The sequence below is a fragment of the Pseudomonas sp. GX19020 genome (genome assembly GCF_023371075.1).
Classification (GTDB): Bacteria; Pseudomonadota; Alphaproteobacteria; order Rhodobacterales; family Rhodobacteraceae; genus Pseudogemmobacter.
On the sequence record NZ_JAMCCR010000003.1, the window covers coordinates 59590 to 76222 of the forward strand.

The window sequence follows — 16633 nt, forward strand, 5'->3', positions numbered from 1 at the left end:
GCGGATTTCATTTCGGCGCCAAGCGCAAAGCCAGAGCCTGAGGAACAGCCATGGTCCAGTTTTCGCTCCCCAAGAACTCCAAGGTCCGTACCGGCAAGACCTGGCCAAAGCCCGCCGGTGCGAAGAACACCCGGGCCTTCCGCATCTATCGCTGGGATCCTGATACCGGCGAGAACCCGCGGGTCGACACCTATTATCTTGATATGGATAAATGCGGTCCGATGGTTCTGGACGCGCTGATCAAGATCAAGAACGAGATCGATCCGACGCTGACCTTCCGCCGCTCGTGCCGCGAAGGGATCTGTGGCTCCTGCGCGATGAATATCGATGGTGGCAACCATCTGGCCTGTATCTATGGGCTTGATGAGATCAGGGGGGATGTAAAGATTTACCCGCTGCCGCATATGTCGGTGATCAAGGACCTGATCCCGGATCTGACGCATTTCTACGCGCAGCATGCCTCGATCATGCCCTGGCTGGAGACGCGTTCGAACACGCCGGCGAAAGAATGGCGCCAGTCGATCGAGGATCGCAAAAAGCTCGATGGGCTGTATGAATGCGTGATGTGCGCCTCCTGCTCGACGTCGTGCCCGAGCTATTGGTGGAATTCCGAGAAATATCTCGGCCCGGCGGCGCTGCTGCATGCCTATCGCTGGATCGTCGATTCCCGCGATGAGATCACCGGCGAGCGGCTGGACGGGCTGGAAGATCCGTTCAAGCTTTATCGCTGCCATACCATCATGAACTGCGCCAAGACCTGCCCGAAGGGGCTTAATCCGGCAAAGGCGATTGCGGAAATCAAGAACCTGATGGTCGAGCGCGCCGTCTGAATCTGGCCGGGCAGAGGGGGCCAGCCCCCTCGCGCGTGCCGCGCTCACCCCCGGGATATTTAGAGACAGATGAAAGAGGCCGTGTTTTTCATCTGTCCTTAAATATCCCCGCCGGAGGCGCAGGCTGGCCAGGGGCACAGGTGCCGGAGTTGTTTCGCCATGATCCTGTTTCTCCCCATTGGCCTTGCTTTGCTCTTTTTCGGGATGTGGTATTACAGGCGCGGGTCAACCCTGACCCGCGCCTGTCGCTGGCGGCTTGAACGCCATATTGGTCCCGATCATTACCGCTGTGCGGCCTGCGGGGCTGTGACCGATGCCGGGCCGGGGCGAACGCCGAATGCCTGTCTTCGGCCAGGGCGCGGTCAGCAGTAACGCTCGACACCTGCCAGCTGGTGATCGCCGTAGCGGTCGCCTTCGGCAAAGCCTGCGGGAAGCAACTGGTCGATCCGGGCGCGGTCTTCAGCCGTGAAGCTGATCTCGTCAGCTGCCAGCCAGTGCTTGAGATGCGCGGCGCTGCGGGTGCCGGGGATGGGCAGGATATGGTCGCCTTTTTGCAAGGTCCAGGCGAGGGCGGTGGCGGATGTGGTCCAGCCTCTCTCGCGGCAAAAGGCGCGGAAGCTTTCAATCTTTGCTGTATTGCGCGAGAAGGCCGGTTCGGTAAAGCGTGGATTGCGCCCGCGGAATCCGTCGGTCGGCGGCGCCAGCGCGGTCTCGCCCAGCATGCCGCGCGCCAGTGGCGAAAAGGCCACGAATGTAGTGCCAAGTTCAGCGCAGGCCTGGATCACGCCGAGCTCTGGCTGGCGGGTCCAGAGCGAATATTCATTCTGCACCGCCATACAGGGATGGATCGCATGGGCGCGGCGCAGAGTGGCGGGCGCAATCTCGGAGAGGCCGTAGCCGCCGATCTTTCCCTCCTCAATCAGCCGCGACAGGGTGCCGATCACCTCTTCCAGCGGGCGGTCTGCCTCGCGGCGGTGGATGTAGAAGAGATCGACGTGATCGCGGCCCAGGCGCTTCAGCGAGGCCTCCAGTTCGCTCCGCAGATAGGGTTCGGAATTGTCGATCCGGCGCGGGGTGCCATCGACGATTCCGGCTTTGGTGGCGATCACCGGGGAATGTCCGCGCGTCTTCAGCCATGTGCCGATCATGGTTTCCGAGATGCCCATGCCATAGATATTGGCGGTGTCGAAATGGGTGATGCCGGCTTCCCAGGCGGCATCCAGCGCGCTGAGGCTGGTTGCCTCATCGGTCGCGCCAAACATCCCGCCCAGGGACATCGCGCCAAATCCAATGGCGCCGACATCGTGGCGGCCGAGTTTACGGGTCTTCATGAGGAGGCTCCTGTCACGAGAGGGTGGCCATACAACAGGAGCGAATCGCTTCATGCAAGGGCGGAACAGCGACCCGCCATGCAAAAGGGGCGCAGCCTCGCAGCCACGCCCCTTGCTTTAACACATCCGGGAAGCCGTCCGGCCAGGATCAGATGACGCCGAGCGCCCGCATCGCTTCGGCCACTTTCACGAAGCCCGCGATATTCGCGCCCATCACGTAATCGCCCGGCGCGCCGAATTCTTCGGCCGTACCGGCGCAGGTGTCGTGGATGTTCTTCATGATCGTTGCGAGACGCGCTTCCGTCTGATCAAAGGTCCAGCTGTCGCGGCTGGCATTTTGCTGCATTTCGAGCGCCGAAGTGGCCACGCCACCAGCATTTGCCGCCTTGCCGGGAGCGAAGAGCACGCCTGCATCCTGGAAGATCCGTACGGCATCCGGGGTAGAGGGCATATTCGCGCCTTCGCCGACCGCGATCACGCCATTCTTCACCAGAGCCTTTGCATCCTTGCCGGTCAGCTCGTTCTGCGTGGCCGAAGGCATCGCCACGTCACAGGGCACGTCCCAGATCGAGCCTTCGCCCGCCTTGACGAACCAGACGCCTTTGCCCTCGCCCTTGATGCGCAGATATTCCGAGATCCGGGCGCGACGCACCTCTTTGATCTCCTGGATCAGGTCGAGATCGATGCCGTTCTCATCCACGATATAGCCCGAGCTGTCGGACATCGCGATGACCTTGCCGCCAAACGAAGTGACCTTCTCATGGCTGTAGATCGCCACGTTGCCGGAGCCGGAAATCACCACTTTCTTGCCGTCGAACGAGGTGCCTTTGGTCCCCAGCATCGATTGCACGAAATAGGTATTGCCGTAGCCGGTTGCCTCGGTGCGGGCGCGCGAGCCGCCGTAGAACAGCGCCTTGCCGGTCAGAACGCCTGCCTCGTAGCGGTTCGTCAGGCGCTTGTACTGGCCGAACATATAGCCGATCTCGCGGCCGCCGACGCCGATATCGCCTGCGGGAACGTCTGTATATTCTCCGATATGGCGGTGGAGTTCGAGCATGAACGACTGGCAGAAGCGCATGATTTCACGGTCGGATTTGCCCTTGGGGTCGAAATCCGAGCCGCCTTTGCCGCCGCCGATCGGCATGCCGGTCAGCGCGTTCTTGAAGGTCTGTTCAAAGCCGAGGAACTTGATGATCCCGACATTCACCGAAGGGTGGAACCGGATGCCGCCCTTATAGGGGCCAAGCGCCGAATTGAATTGCACGCGGAAGGCGCGGTTGATGCGGACCTGGCCCGCATCATCAATCCACGGCACGCGGAAAATGATCTGGCGTTCTGGTTCGCAAATACGCTCGATCAGCGCGTCTTCGAGAAGGTCGGGGCGCTTGGCGACCACGCGACCGAGGCTTTCGAGAACCTCGCGCACCGCCTGGTGGAATTCGGGCTCGCCCTGGTTGCGCCGGATCACCTCGGCAAGGATGGATTCAAGTCTCTCGTCCAGATGAGGCATTCTTGTTCCGCCGATTCGCCTGAAGATTATTCACATTGGCGCGAAATAAAGCAGTTTGAGGACAGGTATAAGGGCAATACGGCATTCTGCCCGAAAATTTGCCAGAATACCGGCACTATGAGTGATGATTGGCGCATATATCGTAAAATGTGTCGGATATTTCGGTCAAATTGACTGACCTGATGGGGCAATCATCAATCTGCGAGACGGGCCGACAGGGGTGGTAATTCGCTATACCGCCCATGCAGACCGGGAAAACAGGGCGCGACCCCGGGCCGCGAATGCGGAAAAGCAGATGCTCACGCGGCCTCGGGCTCCGGGTCCACCAGGGTCACGATATCCATCATGATCCGGTTCAGCTCGAAATCCTTCGGCGTATAAACGGCGGCGACCCCCATGGCGCGCAGCTTAACCGCGTCATCCTCGGGGATGATGCCGCCCACGACAACCGGGACGGTCAGGCCCGCCGCCCGCATCCGCTCCATCATATCGGAGATCAGCGGGATATGGCTGCCGGAAAGGATCGAGAGGCCGACGACATGCACGTCCTGGTCGGCGGCGGCGGCGACGATCTCGGCAGGTGTCAGGCGGATGCCTTCGTAATGGATCTCCATGCCGCAATCGCGGGCGCGGGCGGCGATCTGTTCGGCGCCGTTCGAGTGGCCGTCGAGGCCGGGCTTGCCCACAAGAAAGGACAATTGCCGGCCCAGCCGGGCCGAGACGGCCGAGACCGCCTCGCGGATCGGCTCCAGCCCTTCGGTGCGGTTCGAGGGGTTCTTCGACACACCTGTAGGCCCGCGATACTGGCCAAAAGCTTTGCGGACGGTTTCGCCCCATTCGCCGGTGGTTGCGCCGGCTTTGGCCGCTTTGATCGAGGGCGGCATGATATTGCGGCCCTGGGCGGCTGCCTCGCGCAATTCTTCCAGGGCTTCGCGGACGCGGGCCTCGTCGCGGGCCTCGCGCCAGGCGCGCAGGCGGTCAAGCTGATCGGCCTCGGCCGCTTCATCGATGACCATGATCGCGCCATCACCGGTGGTCAGGGGCGAGGGTTCGGTTTCGCGCCAGCGGTTGACACCGACGACGATGGTCTCCTGGGTCTCGATCCGGCCGATGCGTTCGGCATTGGCCTCGACCAGCCGCGATTTCATATATTCGATCGAGGCGACCGCGCCGCCCATGGCGTCGATCTGCGCCAGCTCGTCACGCGCGCCCTGTTTCAGCGCCTCGACCTTGCGGTCGATGGCGGGGTTCTCGTCAAACAGATCGTCATATTCCAGCAGGTCGGTTTCGTAAGCCAGGATCTGCTGCATCCGGAGCGACCATTGCTGATCCCAGGGGCGCGGCAGGCCAAGCGCCTCATTCCAGGCGGGCAGCTGCACCGCCCGCGCCCGGGCCTTTTTCGACAAGGTCACTGCCAGCATCTCGATCAGGATGCGGTAGACGTTGTTTTCCGGCTGCGGTTCGGTAAGGCCAAGGCTGTTCACCTGCACTCCATAGCGGAAACGCGAGTATTTCTCGTCAGTTATGCCATAGCGGTCGCGGCAGATTTCGGTCCAGAGATCGACAAAGGCGCGCATCTTGCACATCTCGGTCACAAAGCGGATACCCGCATTGACGAAGAAGGAAATCCGCCCGACCATCTTGGGGAAGTCCTTTTCCGCGACCTTTCCTTTCAGATCATCGAGCACCGCGCAGGCGGTCGCGAGGGCAAATGCCAGCTCCTGTTCCGGCGTCGCGCCGGCCTCTTGCAGATGGTATGAACAGACATTCATCGGGTTCCATTTTGGCAGGTTCTTACCCGTCCAGGCGGCGACATCGGTGATCAGCCGCAGGCTTGGCTTTGGTGGGCAGATATAGGTGCCGCGCGAGAGATATTCCTTGATGATGTCGTTCTGAACCGTGCCCTGGAGCTGGGAAATATCCGCGCCCTGTTCTTCGGCCACGGCGACATACAGCGCGAGCAGCCAGGGCGCCGTCGCATTGATCGTCATCGAGGTGTTCATCTGTTCCAGCGGGATATCTTTGAACAGCGAGCGCATATCGCCCAGATGGCAGACCGGCACGCCGACCTTGCCGACCTCACCGCGCGAAAGCTCATGATCGCTGTCATAGCCGGTCTGGGTCGGCAGATCGAAGGCAACCGAGAGACCCGTCTGCCCCTTGGCGAGGTTGCCGCGATAGAGCTCGTTCGAGGCGCTGGCGGTCGAATGGCCGGCATAGGTGCGAAAGAGCCAGGGCTTATCCTTCACCGGCTTTGCGCCTGTGATGGTCTCCGTGGGAGCTTTTGCTTCGGTCATGGTCGCCTCACCTGTCACGCGCCGAAATTTATTAATGCGCAATAATCTTTCGCACAAATAGAGGTATGGATTATTTAATGACAATGTCAATCGCTGCAATGCGGCGCTTGCGATGCAGGTGCAAAAGAACTCCGGCGCGCTGGCTTTGGCCCCGGAAAGCGCGTAATTCCCGGGCTGAAACCCTGCCTGAGTTCCCAGACGCGCCCGGAGGCCAGATGTTCATCGCCACTTTGCTGACCAGCCCCGAGACCCCGATTCTGAACCGCGAAACGGTCGAGAGCCTGCGCAATGCCTGGGGTGGCGGCGATGCCCGCTGGCTGGATCCGGGTGTCGCGGCAGAGTTCCCTTTGGCGAATGTGCCGGACAACGTGGATGAGGTCTGGCACGATCTCCAGTCGCTGAAGCTGGATCTGGCGGTTCAGCCCGGGGCGGGGCGGAAAAAACAGCTGCTGATTGCCGATATGGACAGCACGATGATCCGCCAGGAATGTATCGACGAGCTGGCCGATGAGGCCGGTGTGGGCGCGCATGTTGCGGGCATCACTGCGCGGGCGATGAATGGCGAGCTGGATTTCGAGGCGGCCTTGCGCGAGCGCGTGGGCCTGTTGAAAGGTCTGCCGGAAAGCGTGATCGCGGGCGTGATCCGGGACCGGATCACGCTGATGCCGGGCGGCACAGTGCTGTTGAACACCATGAAGGCGCAGGGCGCTTATACGGCGCTGGTCTCGGGCGGGTTTACCGCCTTTACTGCCGCCATTGCGGCACGGCTCGGCTTTGATGAGAACCGCGCCAATACGCTGCTGGTTGCGGATGGGAAGCTGACCGGGATGGTTGCGGATCCGATCCTCGGGAAAGAGGCCAAGGTGACGGCGCTGGAAGAAATCACCGCCAGGCTCGGGATCGGCGCTGATCAGGTGATCGCGGTGGGCGACGGTGCCAATGACCTGCCGATGTTGCATCGCGCGGGGACCGGGGTCGCACTTCATGCCAAGCCGAAGGTCCAGGCCGAGGCGAAGATCCGGGTCAATCACGGGGATCTGACGGCTCTGCTGTATCTGCAGGGCTATGCGCGCGAAGAGTTCGCGGCATGATTATCCGCCGCGTCTTGCCCGCTGATGCACCCGCGATGACGGAATTGCAAAACCAGATCATCCGCGAGGGCGGTACCACCGCCTATGAGGACGAGCGCGAGGAGGCCGATATCCTCGCGCGCTATATCGCACCGGAAGATGGCATCTGCTGCCATGTCGCCGAGCTCGGGGGCCGGGTGATCGGCTTTCAGGTCGTCTCTCCCAACCCGGCGCTGCCGGAGGGCTGGGCCGAGATCGGGACCTTCGTAGCGTCGGATGTTCAGGCACGCGGCATTGGCCAGGCGCTTTTCGCGGCGACGGGCGCTGCCGCCCGCGCGGCGGGGGTGGCGGTTCTGAATGCGACGATCCGCGCCGATAACCGCCCGGGGCTGGCCTATTATGCGCGGCTTGGCTTTGTGGATTACAGTGCCGATCCGGGCTGGGCGCTGAAAAGCGGCGCGGTTGTCGGGCGGGTGAGCCGGCGGCTCGGGCTCTGACATGTTTGAAATCGCGACGGATCTGGCGCTTTTCCTGATGCTCGCGGCCTTTGTGGCGGGGATGATCGATTCCATCGCCGGCGGCGGCGGTCTGATCACGGTGCCCGCTTTGCTGCTGGCCGGTGTTTCGCCGATCGAGGCGCTGGCCACCAACAAGCTGCAAGGCAGCTTCGGCTCTGGCACCGCCGCGCTGACCTATGCCAAAGCGGGGCATGTGCGCCTGTCAGAACAGCTGCCGATGGCGGTGATTTCTGCCCTTGCGGCGGCAGCGGGTGCAATGGTGGCCCATCTGATTTCGGCCGATCTTCTGCGGATCATCATGCCGGTCGTGCTGATCGCGGTGGCGGGCTTTTTTGCCTTTCGCAAAGGGCTGAGCGATCAGGATCGGGTCCAGCGGATGAAGCCCGCGGTTTTCGCCTTTACCATCGTGCCCGCCATCGCGGCCTATGACGGGTTCTTTGGCCCCGGAACTGGCAGCTTCTTCATGATGGGTTTCGTGCTGCTGGCCGGATATGGGGTGCTGCGGGCCACCGCCCATACCAAACTCCTGAATTTCGCGTCAAATCTTGGCTCGCTTGCGGTGTTCATACCTTCGGGAAATGTGCTCTGGCTGGTGGGGCTGGGTATGGCGCTGACCCAGACGCTCGGCGCCTGGATCGGGGCGAAGCTGGCCATGCGGATCGGGGCGCAGCTGATCCGCCCACTGCTGGTCGTGACCTCGGGCGCTATGGCATTGCGTCTGATATGGCAGATATTCCACGGCTGACCCCCGGGGTCATACTGGCGGAACGGGGACCCGGAGCCCCTTATTCTGCACCGGGATCCCTGTGATCGGAGCCCCATGTCGCGTCCTGCATCTCGCGCAGTCGGCTCGCGGTACGTTCGAATTCAAAGGCGCCGGTGCCTTCGAGGTAAAGCCGCTCCGGCTCATCCGCTGCCGAGGCGATCAGCCGCACCTTTGCCTCATAGAGTGCATCCACCAATGTAACGAAGCGCTTTGCCTCATTATAGTTCGATGCCGAGAGCTGCGGGATATCTTCCAGAATCAGCACCCGGCAGGCGCTGGCGATGGCAAGGAAATCTGCGGCCCCGAGCGGGCGGGCGCAAAGATCGTAAAAGCCTGCACGCCCGACACCGCTGGCAAATCGCGGCAGCTCGACCTCGCGGCCATTGACCGGCAGCCGCAGCGCCGTGCCCGCCGCGCCGCCGGTAAGGTCGTTCCAGATCGCATCGATCCGGCCGTGATTGCTGCCGGCGGGCTGGAACCAGACCTGTGCCCCGGTCAGCCTGTGCTGGCGATAATCATTGGCGCTGACGATCTCATGGATCACCAGCTTTTCGCGCAGTATGTCTATGAACGGCAGGAAGAGCTGCCGGTTCAGCCCGTTCTTGTACAGATCCTCGGGCGGGCGGTTCGAGGTCACCACCACCACCAGGCCCGCCGCAAAGAATTTCTCGAACAGCCGCCCCACGATCATCGCATCGGTGATATCGGTGATCTGCATTTCGTCAAAGGCCAGCAACCGCAGCTCGCGCGTGATCTTTGCCGCCACCGGCGCCAGCGCATCCTCGACGCCGGTCTTGCGCGCCTCATGCATCCCGTGATGGATCTCCTGCATGAAAGCGTGGAAATGCACGCGGCGTTTTGCCTCGATCGCCGTCATTTCGGTGAAAAGATCCATCAGCATCGACTTGCCACGCCCGACGCCGCCCCACAGATAGAGCCCTTTCGGTGCCGCCGGAGGTGCCTTGCCGAACAGGCCCGACAGAAAGCCGCCTTTGCGCGGCGGATGGCTTTCGAGCCAGTCGCGCAGGCTCTCGAGCAGGGGCAATACGTCACGCTGCGCCGGGTCGGGGCGCAGGCTGCCATCGGCCACCCGGGCCTCGTAAATCTCGGGAAGGGTCTGTCGCATCCGCGCTTTATAGCCGGGAGACGCGGGGGCGGGAAGCACCAGACACGGTCGGTGGCCGGGGAATGCTGGCGGGCGCATGCCGGTCCGGGAATAATAGCAACAAATCGAATTACCCCCAATCCCACTAACCGAATCTATACCCGCTTGTTCGATTCTGCCGGGGCAACATGTCTGACCCCGGGGGTTTATCCAATGAATCGGCTGCGTTCACTCGGCCTCGTCACCAAGCTGACCGGCCTTTCGCTTGTCATGTTCCTGCTTGTGGGGGGGCTCGGCGTCTGGCTCGCCAGTCACAAAGTTTCGCAGGTGGTTGAGGAAAGACTGCAGACGCTGATCCTGATGGCCACGCGTATGACCGCCGAGATCACGCAGGACACTTTCTCGGGGCTCAGCTATCAGATTGATGCAAGCGGCAACGTGACTGACGCCGTCTGGGACGGGATCCCGACCTTCAGCAACCACACTATGGTGGATGAGGCGAAAAAAACCGCCGGCACGCATTTCTCGATCCTCCGCTGGGATGATGCGCGCGGCGATTTTTTCCGGGTGACCACCAGCATCTTTGACGAGGCCGGGCGCCGCTGGGTGGACTCTCCGCTGGGCCTCGATCACCCGGCCAGGCCCTATATCCTGCGGGGCGAGCGCTATATGGGCCCGGCGGTGCTTTTCGGCGAAACCTATTCGGTCAACCTGATCCCGATCCGCGATCTGAGCGGAGCGGTAATCGGGATCCTGTGTAATTTCGTGCCCGAGACGGTCTTGCGCGGAGATCTGCGTTCTGCCGAGATCCAGGGGATCATCGGGGTCGGCATCGCCTCTCTGATCGGTGCCCTTATACTGTTTCTGGCCAATCGGGGGCTGCTGCGACCGCTTGGCTCGCTTTCGCAGGTGCTGGAGCGGATTCGCAGCGGTGATTCCACTGTCGAGGTGCCCGCGCTGAGCCGTCAGGATGAGATCGGCACCTTTGCCCGCGGTTTTGAGGACTGGCGCCGGTCGGTGGTTGAGACCGAAGCGATGAGTGAGGAATCGACCCGTCGGGAGGCCGAGCAGAGCCGGGTCGTGCGGGACCTGTCGGATTCACTGGCGCGGCTGTCCGGGCTGGATCTGACGGCGGCGATCTCCAATCCGCCAGAGGATCCCTTCCCGGTCCGTTACGAAGAATTGCGACAGAATTTCAATGGTGTGGTCGATATGCTGGCCGAAACCATGGTGATGATCCGCCAGATTGCCGGCTCGATCGACAGCGGTGCGGCAGAGTTCAACACGATCTCGCAGGATATGTCGAACCGGACAGAAACCCAGGCCGCGACGCTGGAAGAGACCGCCGCCGCGTTGGATGAGCTGACGGCAAGCGTGCAGTCGACCGCCGAAAACGCCGCCAATGCCGATACGCAAATGGCCGAAAACGGGCGTCAGGCCGAGGAAAGCGGCCAGGTTGTTCACCGCGCCATCACCGCCATGGAGCAGATCGAACAAAGCTCGCGCCAGATCACCCGTATCACCGATGTGATTGACGATATCGCGTTCCAGACCAATCTTCTGGCGCTTAATGCCGGGGTCGAGGCCGCAAGGGCGGGCGAGGCAGGCAAGGGCTTTGCCGTGGTCGCATCCGAAGTCAGGTCGCTGGCGCAGCGTGCTTCCGAATCGGCGCGCGAGATCAAGCGTCTGATCAGCCAGTCGACCGAGCAGGTCGAGGCAGGTTCTGCCCTCGTGCATGAAACAGGATCTGCGCTGAACCGGATGATCGAACGCATCCATTCGGTGACCACGCTGATCGCAGATATCGCGGCTTCGGCGCGGGAGCAGTCGCTTGGGCTTTCGGAAATCAATACCGGCGTGAAACAGCTGGACGAGGTCACGCAGCGCAATGCGGCTGTCGTGGTGCAGAGCACAACCTCTTCTGACGCGCTGCATAATGATGCGCAGAAACTGAGTGAAACGCTGCTGCGCTTTGTCGTGCCCGCAGCCAAAGAGGCGGCGAAACGGGCGCCGGAGATCCGTCTTGCCACCCCGGCCCGCACGCCCGAAGGGTTCCAGCCGATTCCGATCGCCCGTACCGGCACCCATGACAGCGCGCAGCAATGGGAAGACTTCTGATCTGATGTGGCCCCGTGCAGGTCCCGGCGGGGGATGCCACGACATCTGGGCCAAGGCTCTTGGGGGGCGGCCGATTGGCATCCAACCCTGCGGCGGCTGACGGTCCATGACCGGGATCAGGTCGTCGGAGAGTTGTTGCCCCAGGAAATGCCCATCGCTGCGAAGCTCTGCAAAGTCACCTGTCACCGGAGCGGGATCGTATGCCGGAACGAGATGGGCAGTCAGAGCGCGGAGCGATCCCAGCCCGGCAACCATTCTGTCGTCGTACAGCCGGCAAACCGCGCGAGCCGTTCCATTTCGGCACGAAGTCGCGCCTGCCGCCCGGTTCCGACCCGGATCCCGGCCTCAGGCCAGAACCCCGCGACCCGCAGGCACCCGTTGGAACGATGGGCCTTCACATCCATCCGGCCGATGATCCGGTCACCCTCCAGGACCGGAAAGACGTAATAGCCGTACTGCCGCTTTTCTTCCGGGACATAGATTTCAATGCGGTAGAAGAAGCCAAAGAGGAACTCTGCGCGTTTGCGATCCCGCAGGGCAGGGTCAAAGGGCGACAGGATCCTGATCCTACCCGGAGGTTCGGGCGGCCTTTCGATCAGGGTGTCTGGCCAGAGCAAGACCTCGCGGCTTTGCCCCTGCCAGCCCTCGATCTGCGCCTTTGCTATCTCGCCCCGGCGCAGTGCCGCCGCGCACCAGCTCTGTGCCTCTGCCGGGCTGATGGCCTTCCAATAGGCTGCAAGTTCGCCGCTGGTCGCAAAGCCAAGCCTGTCCAGTGCCGAACGACAGGCCCAGTCCACGGTTTCTTCCCGGTCGGGCCTGTGATGATGGAGCGCGGCAGGGATGACCCGTTCCGCCAGATCATAGACCTTGCGAAAGGCATCGCGCCGGGCAATCGCCAATGCGCCCGACTGCCAGAGATATTCCAGCGCCGCCTTGGACGGATGCCAGTCCCACCAGCTGCCTTTTTCGCGCGGCGTGTCCTTGGTGAAATCCGAAGAACTGACGGGCCCGTGATCCGAAACATGTTGCAAGATCCGGTCGAATTCGGCCTCGAAACCGGGTTTTTGCCAGCCGGTCCAGCGCTTTACCAATGTCCGCCGGTTCTCGTCGAAACGGTGATGCCAATGTGGGAAGACCGAGACCGGCAGGATCGAGGCGTCATGGGTCCAGTGCTCCCACAAGAGCCGGTCACGCTCGATCAGCGGTTTCATCCCGTCCGGCCGGTAACTTTGTCGCCGCGCGTAAAGGATCATGTCATGTGCCCGCCCGACCGTGGCGATGCTGTCGATCTGGACAAAGCCGATGCGGTCGATCAGGGCCGCAAGGGCGGCGCCGGTGGCCGGGCCGGTTGGTGCCTCGGCAAGCGCATGGCGGTCAAGAAAGATCCGGCGGGCGGTCTGATTGGAGATCACGGGCTGCGACATGTCACAGGCGTAGCAGGCCGCAGCCAGAGGTCAAGCGGCGCGCATGGGGCAAAGGCCGGGCAGGGGCCCGGCCTTTGGAAGGAATGTAGCGCCCAAGGCGCCCGGCCCCGGGGGGGCACGCCCCGGGGCCGAAACGGCTTCAGCGAGCTGCAAGCAGTTCCGGCACCGAGAGCAGGATGAATTCGTTATCCGCCGCGCGACCGATCTCACGCCCGCCCGAGAAGGGCAGATTGTTGTCATTGGCGACCAGGATATGGGTCTCATCCACCCGCGCCACATCCTCGATGGTGAAGAAGGGGAAGGTGAACGGCCCCTCTGCCGGTTTCAGCCCGGCCAGTGCCTTGCCGTCCGGATCCTGGATATCCATCAGGTCGATATGGCCGATGCGTCTGATGAAGCCATCCGCGTCAATCGCGGCGGTGTCGACCAGCACGATATTCTTCACCCGTGCCGGCTGCGGGTAGCAGCTGGCCATATCAGTCGCGCCCTCGGCACAGGCCAGCGCGGCGTCGCCTTCACCATTGTCGCGCTCGATCACCAAAGCGCGGGTCTCGTCGATGAAGTTGAGATCGCCGATGGCTTTTGCGCCTTCTGCCAGGCGGAATTTGAAGCTGTCGCCGGTCCAGTCGGCTTTGACCGTGTCAAAGGTGAAGACGCGCAGGAAATCGCCCTCGATCTCGCCGCCTTCGATCAGCAGCGGTTTTTCCAGCATACCCCACAGCAGATTGCTGCCGGGCTGCAGCCCCATACCCTCATAGCCGCCCGAGCGCTGGACGCGGTAATCGGTGCCGGGAACCGCAGGAACCACGGTGCCGGGCGTGTCGGGGCCGGTCAGGGCCACGCCGTCCAACATGGTCTGATGTACCGATTTCACCACGCCATCGAGGCCGACGCGCAGGATGAAGGGGCCGAATTCCTCGCCGATCCAGATCTCGTCATTCAGGTACTGGATCGATTCCGGGTCGAAATCCGCGCCGGTCAGATAGCGGCTTTCCGTGCCCTCATTCGCGATGCGGAAGGGGACGACATGGCCGGGATCCCTCAGGAACACCGTCTCCAGCCGTTCGACCTTGCCAGAGGTGAAATCGGGAGCCAGGCGGTGGAACATCAGCATCGCGTCGGGGGAATTCAGCTTTGAGCCGAACCCGTTATCGGTCAGCGTGAACCAGCTGCCATCTTCCGCGCGGTTCATCGCAAAGCCCGACAAGCCCTGCACAGGCTGGCCGATGAAGGGCAGCGAAATGCCGGTCGGATGCGCGCCATAGGCCTTGCCGACATCCCCCATCACGCTCATCGGCGCCTCATTGCGGGTCTTGCCGGTGAACTTCCCCGAGACCCAGAGGTCACGTGGCGCGTCGGCCGGTGGGGTCACCATGGTAAAGGCCGGCAGGAAAGCATGGCCGGCCAGACTGACGGGGAACTTCTCTTCCGCCATGGCGGGCAGGGCGATGAGGCCGGTCAGGGCAGTGGTCAAAGCAAGGGTGAAGCCGGGGCGCATGGGCGAACTCCTGTCGTCGCGTTTCATGGCGGGACAGGTAGCGGCGCTTTCTGACAGTCAGGTCTCAGCCCTGCGACATTACGGTTGCAATATCGCAGCCATCTCGGATTTCTCAGGCGCCTGCGGTTTCCGCTGCGATCTGTGCGCGGGATTTGCGCGCGCGTTCGGTCGCAGATTTCAGCTGACCACAGGCCGCCATAATATCCTCGCCACGCGGGGTGCGGATCGGCGAGGCATAGCCGGCCTTGTAGATGATATCGGCGAAAGCCTCGATCCGTTCCCAGTCCGAACGCTCATAGGGCGAGCCCGGCCATTCATTGAAGGGGATCAGGTTGATCTTGGCGGGGATGCCCTGGATCAGCTTCACCAGCCGGCGCGCATCGGCGTCGGAGTCGTTCACGCCCTTGAGCATCACATATTCAAAGGTGATGCGTTCCGAATTCGACAGGCGCGGATAGTCGCGCAGCGCGCCCAGCAGCGTCGCGAGGTTCCATTTCTTGTTGATCGGCACCAGCTTGTCACGCACCTCATCCGTGGTGGCGTGGAAGCTGATCGCCAGCTGGCAGCCAATTTCCTCGGCGCAGCGCGCAATCTCCGGCACCACGCCCGAGGTCGAAAGCGTGATGCGGCGGCGGCCCAAAGCGATGCCCTCATCATCGCGCACGATCAGCATCGCGTCACGGACGGAGTCGAAATTATAGAGCGGCTCGCCCATGCCCATCAGCACGATATTCGACAAAAGCCGCTCGCCGGTCGAGCCCTGGCCGGGTTCGGGCCATTCGCCGAGGTCGTCGCGCGCCAGCATGACCTGGCCGACGATTTCGCCGGCCGTCAGGTTGCGCACCAGTTTCTGCGTGCCGGTATGGCAGAAGGAACAGGTCAGCGTGCAGCCGACCTGGCTCGACACACAAAGCGTGCCGCGGCCTTCCTCGGGAATATAGACCGCCTCGACCTCATGGCCACCGGCGATGCGCAGAAGGTATTTGCGGGTGCCATCGGCCGAGACCTGGCGCGTCACGATCTCGGGCAGTGCAATCTCGAATTTCGCCGCCAGCAGCGCGCGGTAGTCTTTCGCGAGATTGGTCATCAGTGCGAAATCGCGCACGCCCCAATAGTAAACCCATTGCCAGACCTGGCCGACCCGCATCTTCGCCTGTTTCTCGGGCGTGCCGGCGGCGATCAGCGCGTCTTTCAGCTGGGCGCGGGTCAGGCCGACGAGATTGACCTTGTCGGTCTCCGGCAGTTTGCGCGGAATCGTCATCACATCTTGCGTGATCGGGGCATCAACCGCGCGGGCGGGGGTGAGGTCGTTCATCTGGCAGATCCTTCAGGATAGAGCCTTGCTACAGGCGATCTGGCTGTTGTCAGGCTGCGCTATATGCGATTGGCCCCGAAAATGAAAGTGGCGAAAATGAAAGCGCCCCGCCAAGGGCGGAGCGCGGAACATTTGCCGGTGAAGCGGCTTATTTGCAGCGCGCCGCCGCGTCATCCATTGCGGCCGAGAAGCCACGCAGGCTGAACTTGTCGCGGGTCTGGGTGCCACGGCCCGAACGCGCCGTGATTACCGCATCGGCACCGCCGCGCAGCGCGCGGATCAGGGTGACATCGTCTTCGGCCGAACCCGACCAGGCCCATTCGCCATCCGAGAACAGATTAAAGGTCGAGCTGCCGACGGCGACCGTCACGGTCGAGCCACTGGCAAAGGGGTAGCCACCGGTGAATGACACTTGCGGCGCGACACCCGGACGATAGGTCACGAAAAGCAGAACGTCACCACGCCGCACTGAAACAGGCTGGCCATCCTTGGTATTGACGGATTCCCGCGGTTTCGAGACGCCCCAGCATTCTTTCGGGTTGCCGTCCACAAAGACGTTCCAGTCCGTCATTGACGTGACGAGATTGGTCGATTCCTGAGCCGATGCCGCGAAGGGGGCGGCCAGGATGATTGCGCAGACGCCAATGGCGCGACGAAGGGCGATAGTCATATGTCTGACGCAGCCTCCAAGCTGTCTCTTGCCTCTGTTTACGCCTTGCCTCAGTCTTGCGGCCGTTCTGATAGGGGCCATTCTGATCTGGCAGGCGCTTTCTGAACCCGATATTGCAGAAATACTTAAAAATGGCAGGGGGTAAAAGCCCTCTGCGCAGAAAATCGCACATCTGTGAGGG

At 62.4% G+C, this 16633-nt stretch carries 13 protein-coding genes; 5 read left to right on the top strand and 8 right to left on the bottom strand.

From position 1 onward, the window contains the following. The first annotated feature begins 50 nt into the window (after positions 1 to 50). Positions 51 to 830 (top strand): succinate dehydrogenase iron-sulfur subunit, encoded by a 780-nt coding sequence (locus M3484_RS07540; protein ID WP_092901101.1) that lies wholly within the window; start codon positions 51 to 53, stop codon positions 828 to 830. Between the two features lie 362 nt (positions 831 to 1192). On the opposite strand, the gene M3484_RS07545 is transcribed toward M3484_RS07540, so the two are convergent. From M3484_RS07545 to M3484_RS07555, 3 genes are all read right to left on the bottom strand, one after another. Next, positions 1193 to 2161 carry an aldo/keto reductase gene (locus M3484_RS07545; RefSeq protein WP_249496401.1) on the bottom strand — a complete coding sequence of 323 codons (969 nt, stop codon included), beginning with the start codon at positions 2159 to 2161 and terminating at the stop codon, positions 1193 to 1195. Positions 2162 to 2309: 148 nt separating this feature from the next. Then, entirely contained in the window at positions 2310 to 3662 is a 1353-nt protein-coding gene (gdhA, locus tag M3484_RS07550) for an NADP-specific glutamate dehydrogenase (RefSeq protein WP_249496599.1), read from the bottom strand. 308 nt (positions 3663 to 3970) lie between these two features. Beyond that, positions 3971 to 5968, bottom strand: coding sequence for an ethylmalonyl-CoA mutase (locus M3484_RS07555; RefSeq protein WP_249496402.1), 1998 nt, complete (start codon positions 5966 to 5968; stop codon positions 3971 to 3973). Positions 5969 to 6183: 215 nt separating this feature from the next. Between M3484_RS07555 and serB the strand changes: the two genes are divergently transcribed. Genes serB through M3484_RS07570 form a run of 3 tightly spaced genes read left to right on the top strand, consistent with a single transcriptional unit; the run spans position 6184 to position 8301 of the window. After that, entirely contained in the window at positions 6184 to 7059 is an 876-nt protein-coding gene (gene serB / locus M3484_RS07560) for a phosphoserine phosphatase SerB (protein ID WP_249496403.1), read from the top strand. Continuing rightward, positions 7056 to 7535, top strand: a complete 480-nt coding sequence (locus M3484_RS07565) for a GNAT family N-acetyltransferase (protein WP_249496404.1) — start codon at positions 7056 to 7058, stop codon at positions 7533 to 7535. Before serB ends, M3484_RS07565 begins: the two co-directional genes overlap by 4 nt. A gap of 1 nt (position 7536) precedes the next feature. After that, the gene (locus M3484_RS07570; RefSeq protein ID WP_249496405.1) at positions 7537 to 8301 is read left to right on the top strand and encodes a TSUP family transporter; all 765 of its coding nucleotides are present in this window, start codon (positions 7537 to 7539) and stop codon (positions 8299 to 8301) included. Between the two features lie 40 nt (positions 8302 to 8341). Here M3484_RS07570 and zapE read toward each other — a convergent pair whose 3' ends face one another. Beyond that, complete coding sequence (zapE, locus tag M3484_RS07575; RefSeq protein WP_249496406.1) at positions 8342 to 9448, bottom strand: cell division protein ZapE; 1107 nt, start codon at positions 9446 to 9448, stop codon at positions 8342 to 8344. Between the two features lie 192 nt (positions 9449 to 9640). Here zapE and M3484_RS07580 point away from each other — a divergent pair, with 192 nt between their 5' ends. Beyond that, positions 9641 to 11545 carry a methyl-accepting chemotaxis protein gene (locus M3484_RS07580; protein WP_249496407.1) on the top strand — a complete coding sequence of 635 codons (1905 nt, stop codon included), beginning with the start codon at positions 9641 to 9643 and terminating at the stop codon, positions 11543 to 11545. Positions 11546 to 11766: 221 nt separating this feature from the next. Here the strand turns inward: M3484_RS07580 and M3484_RS07585 are convergent, their stop codons facing one another. The 4 genes from M3484_RS07585 to M3484_RS07600 all read right to left on the bottom strand — a co-directional run bounded on the left by M3484_RS07585 (position 11767) and on the right by M3484_RS07600 (position 16452). Beyond that, positions 11767 to 12969 (bottom strand): winged helix-turn-helix domain-containing protein, encoded by a 1203-nt coding sequence (locus M3484_RS07585; protein ID WP_249496408.1) that lies wholly within the window; start codon positions 12967 to 12969, stop codon positions 11767 to 11769. Positions 12970 to 13108: 139 nt separating this feature from the next. Then, a complete protein-coding gene (locus M3484_RS07590; RefSeq protein ID WP_249496409.1) occupies positions 13109 to 14467 on the bottom strand; it encodes an esterase-like activity of phytase family protein in 1359 nt (452 codons plus the stop codon). A gap of 112 nt (positions 14468 to 14579) precedes the next feature. Next, positions 14580 to 15728, bottom strand: a complete 1149-nt coding sequence (rlmN, locus tag M3484_RS07595; protein WP_502942443.1) for a dual-specificity RNA methyltransferase RlmN — start codon at positions 15726 to 15728, stop codon at positions 14580 to 14582. Between the two features lie 202 nt (positions 15729 to 15930). Then, positions 15931 to 16452, bottom strand: a complete 522-nt coding sequence (locus tag M3484_RS07600) for an invasion associated locus B family protein (RefSeq protein ID WP_092901139.1) — start codon at positions 16450 to 16452, stop codon at positions 15931 to 15933. Positions 16453 to 16633 lie beyond the last annotated feature (181 nt).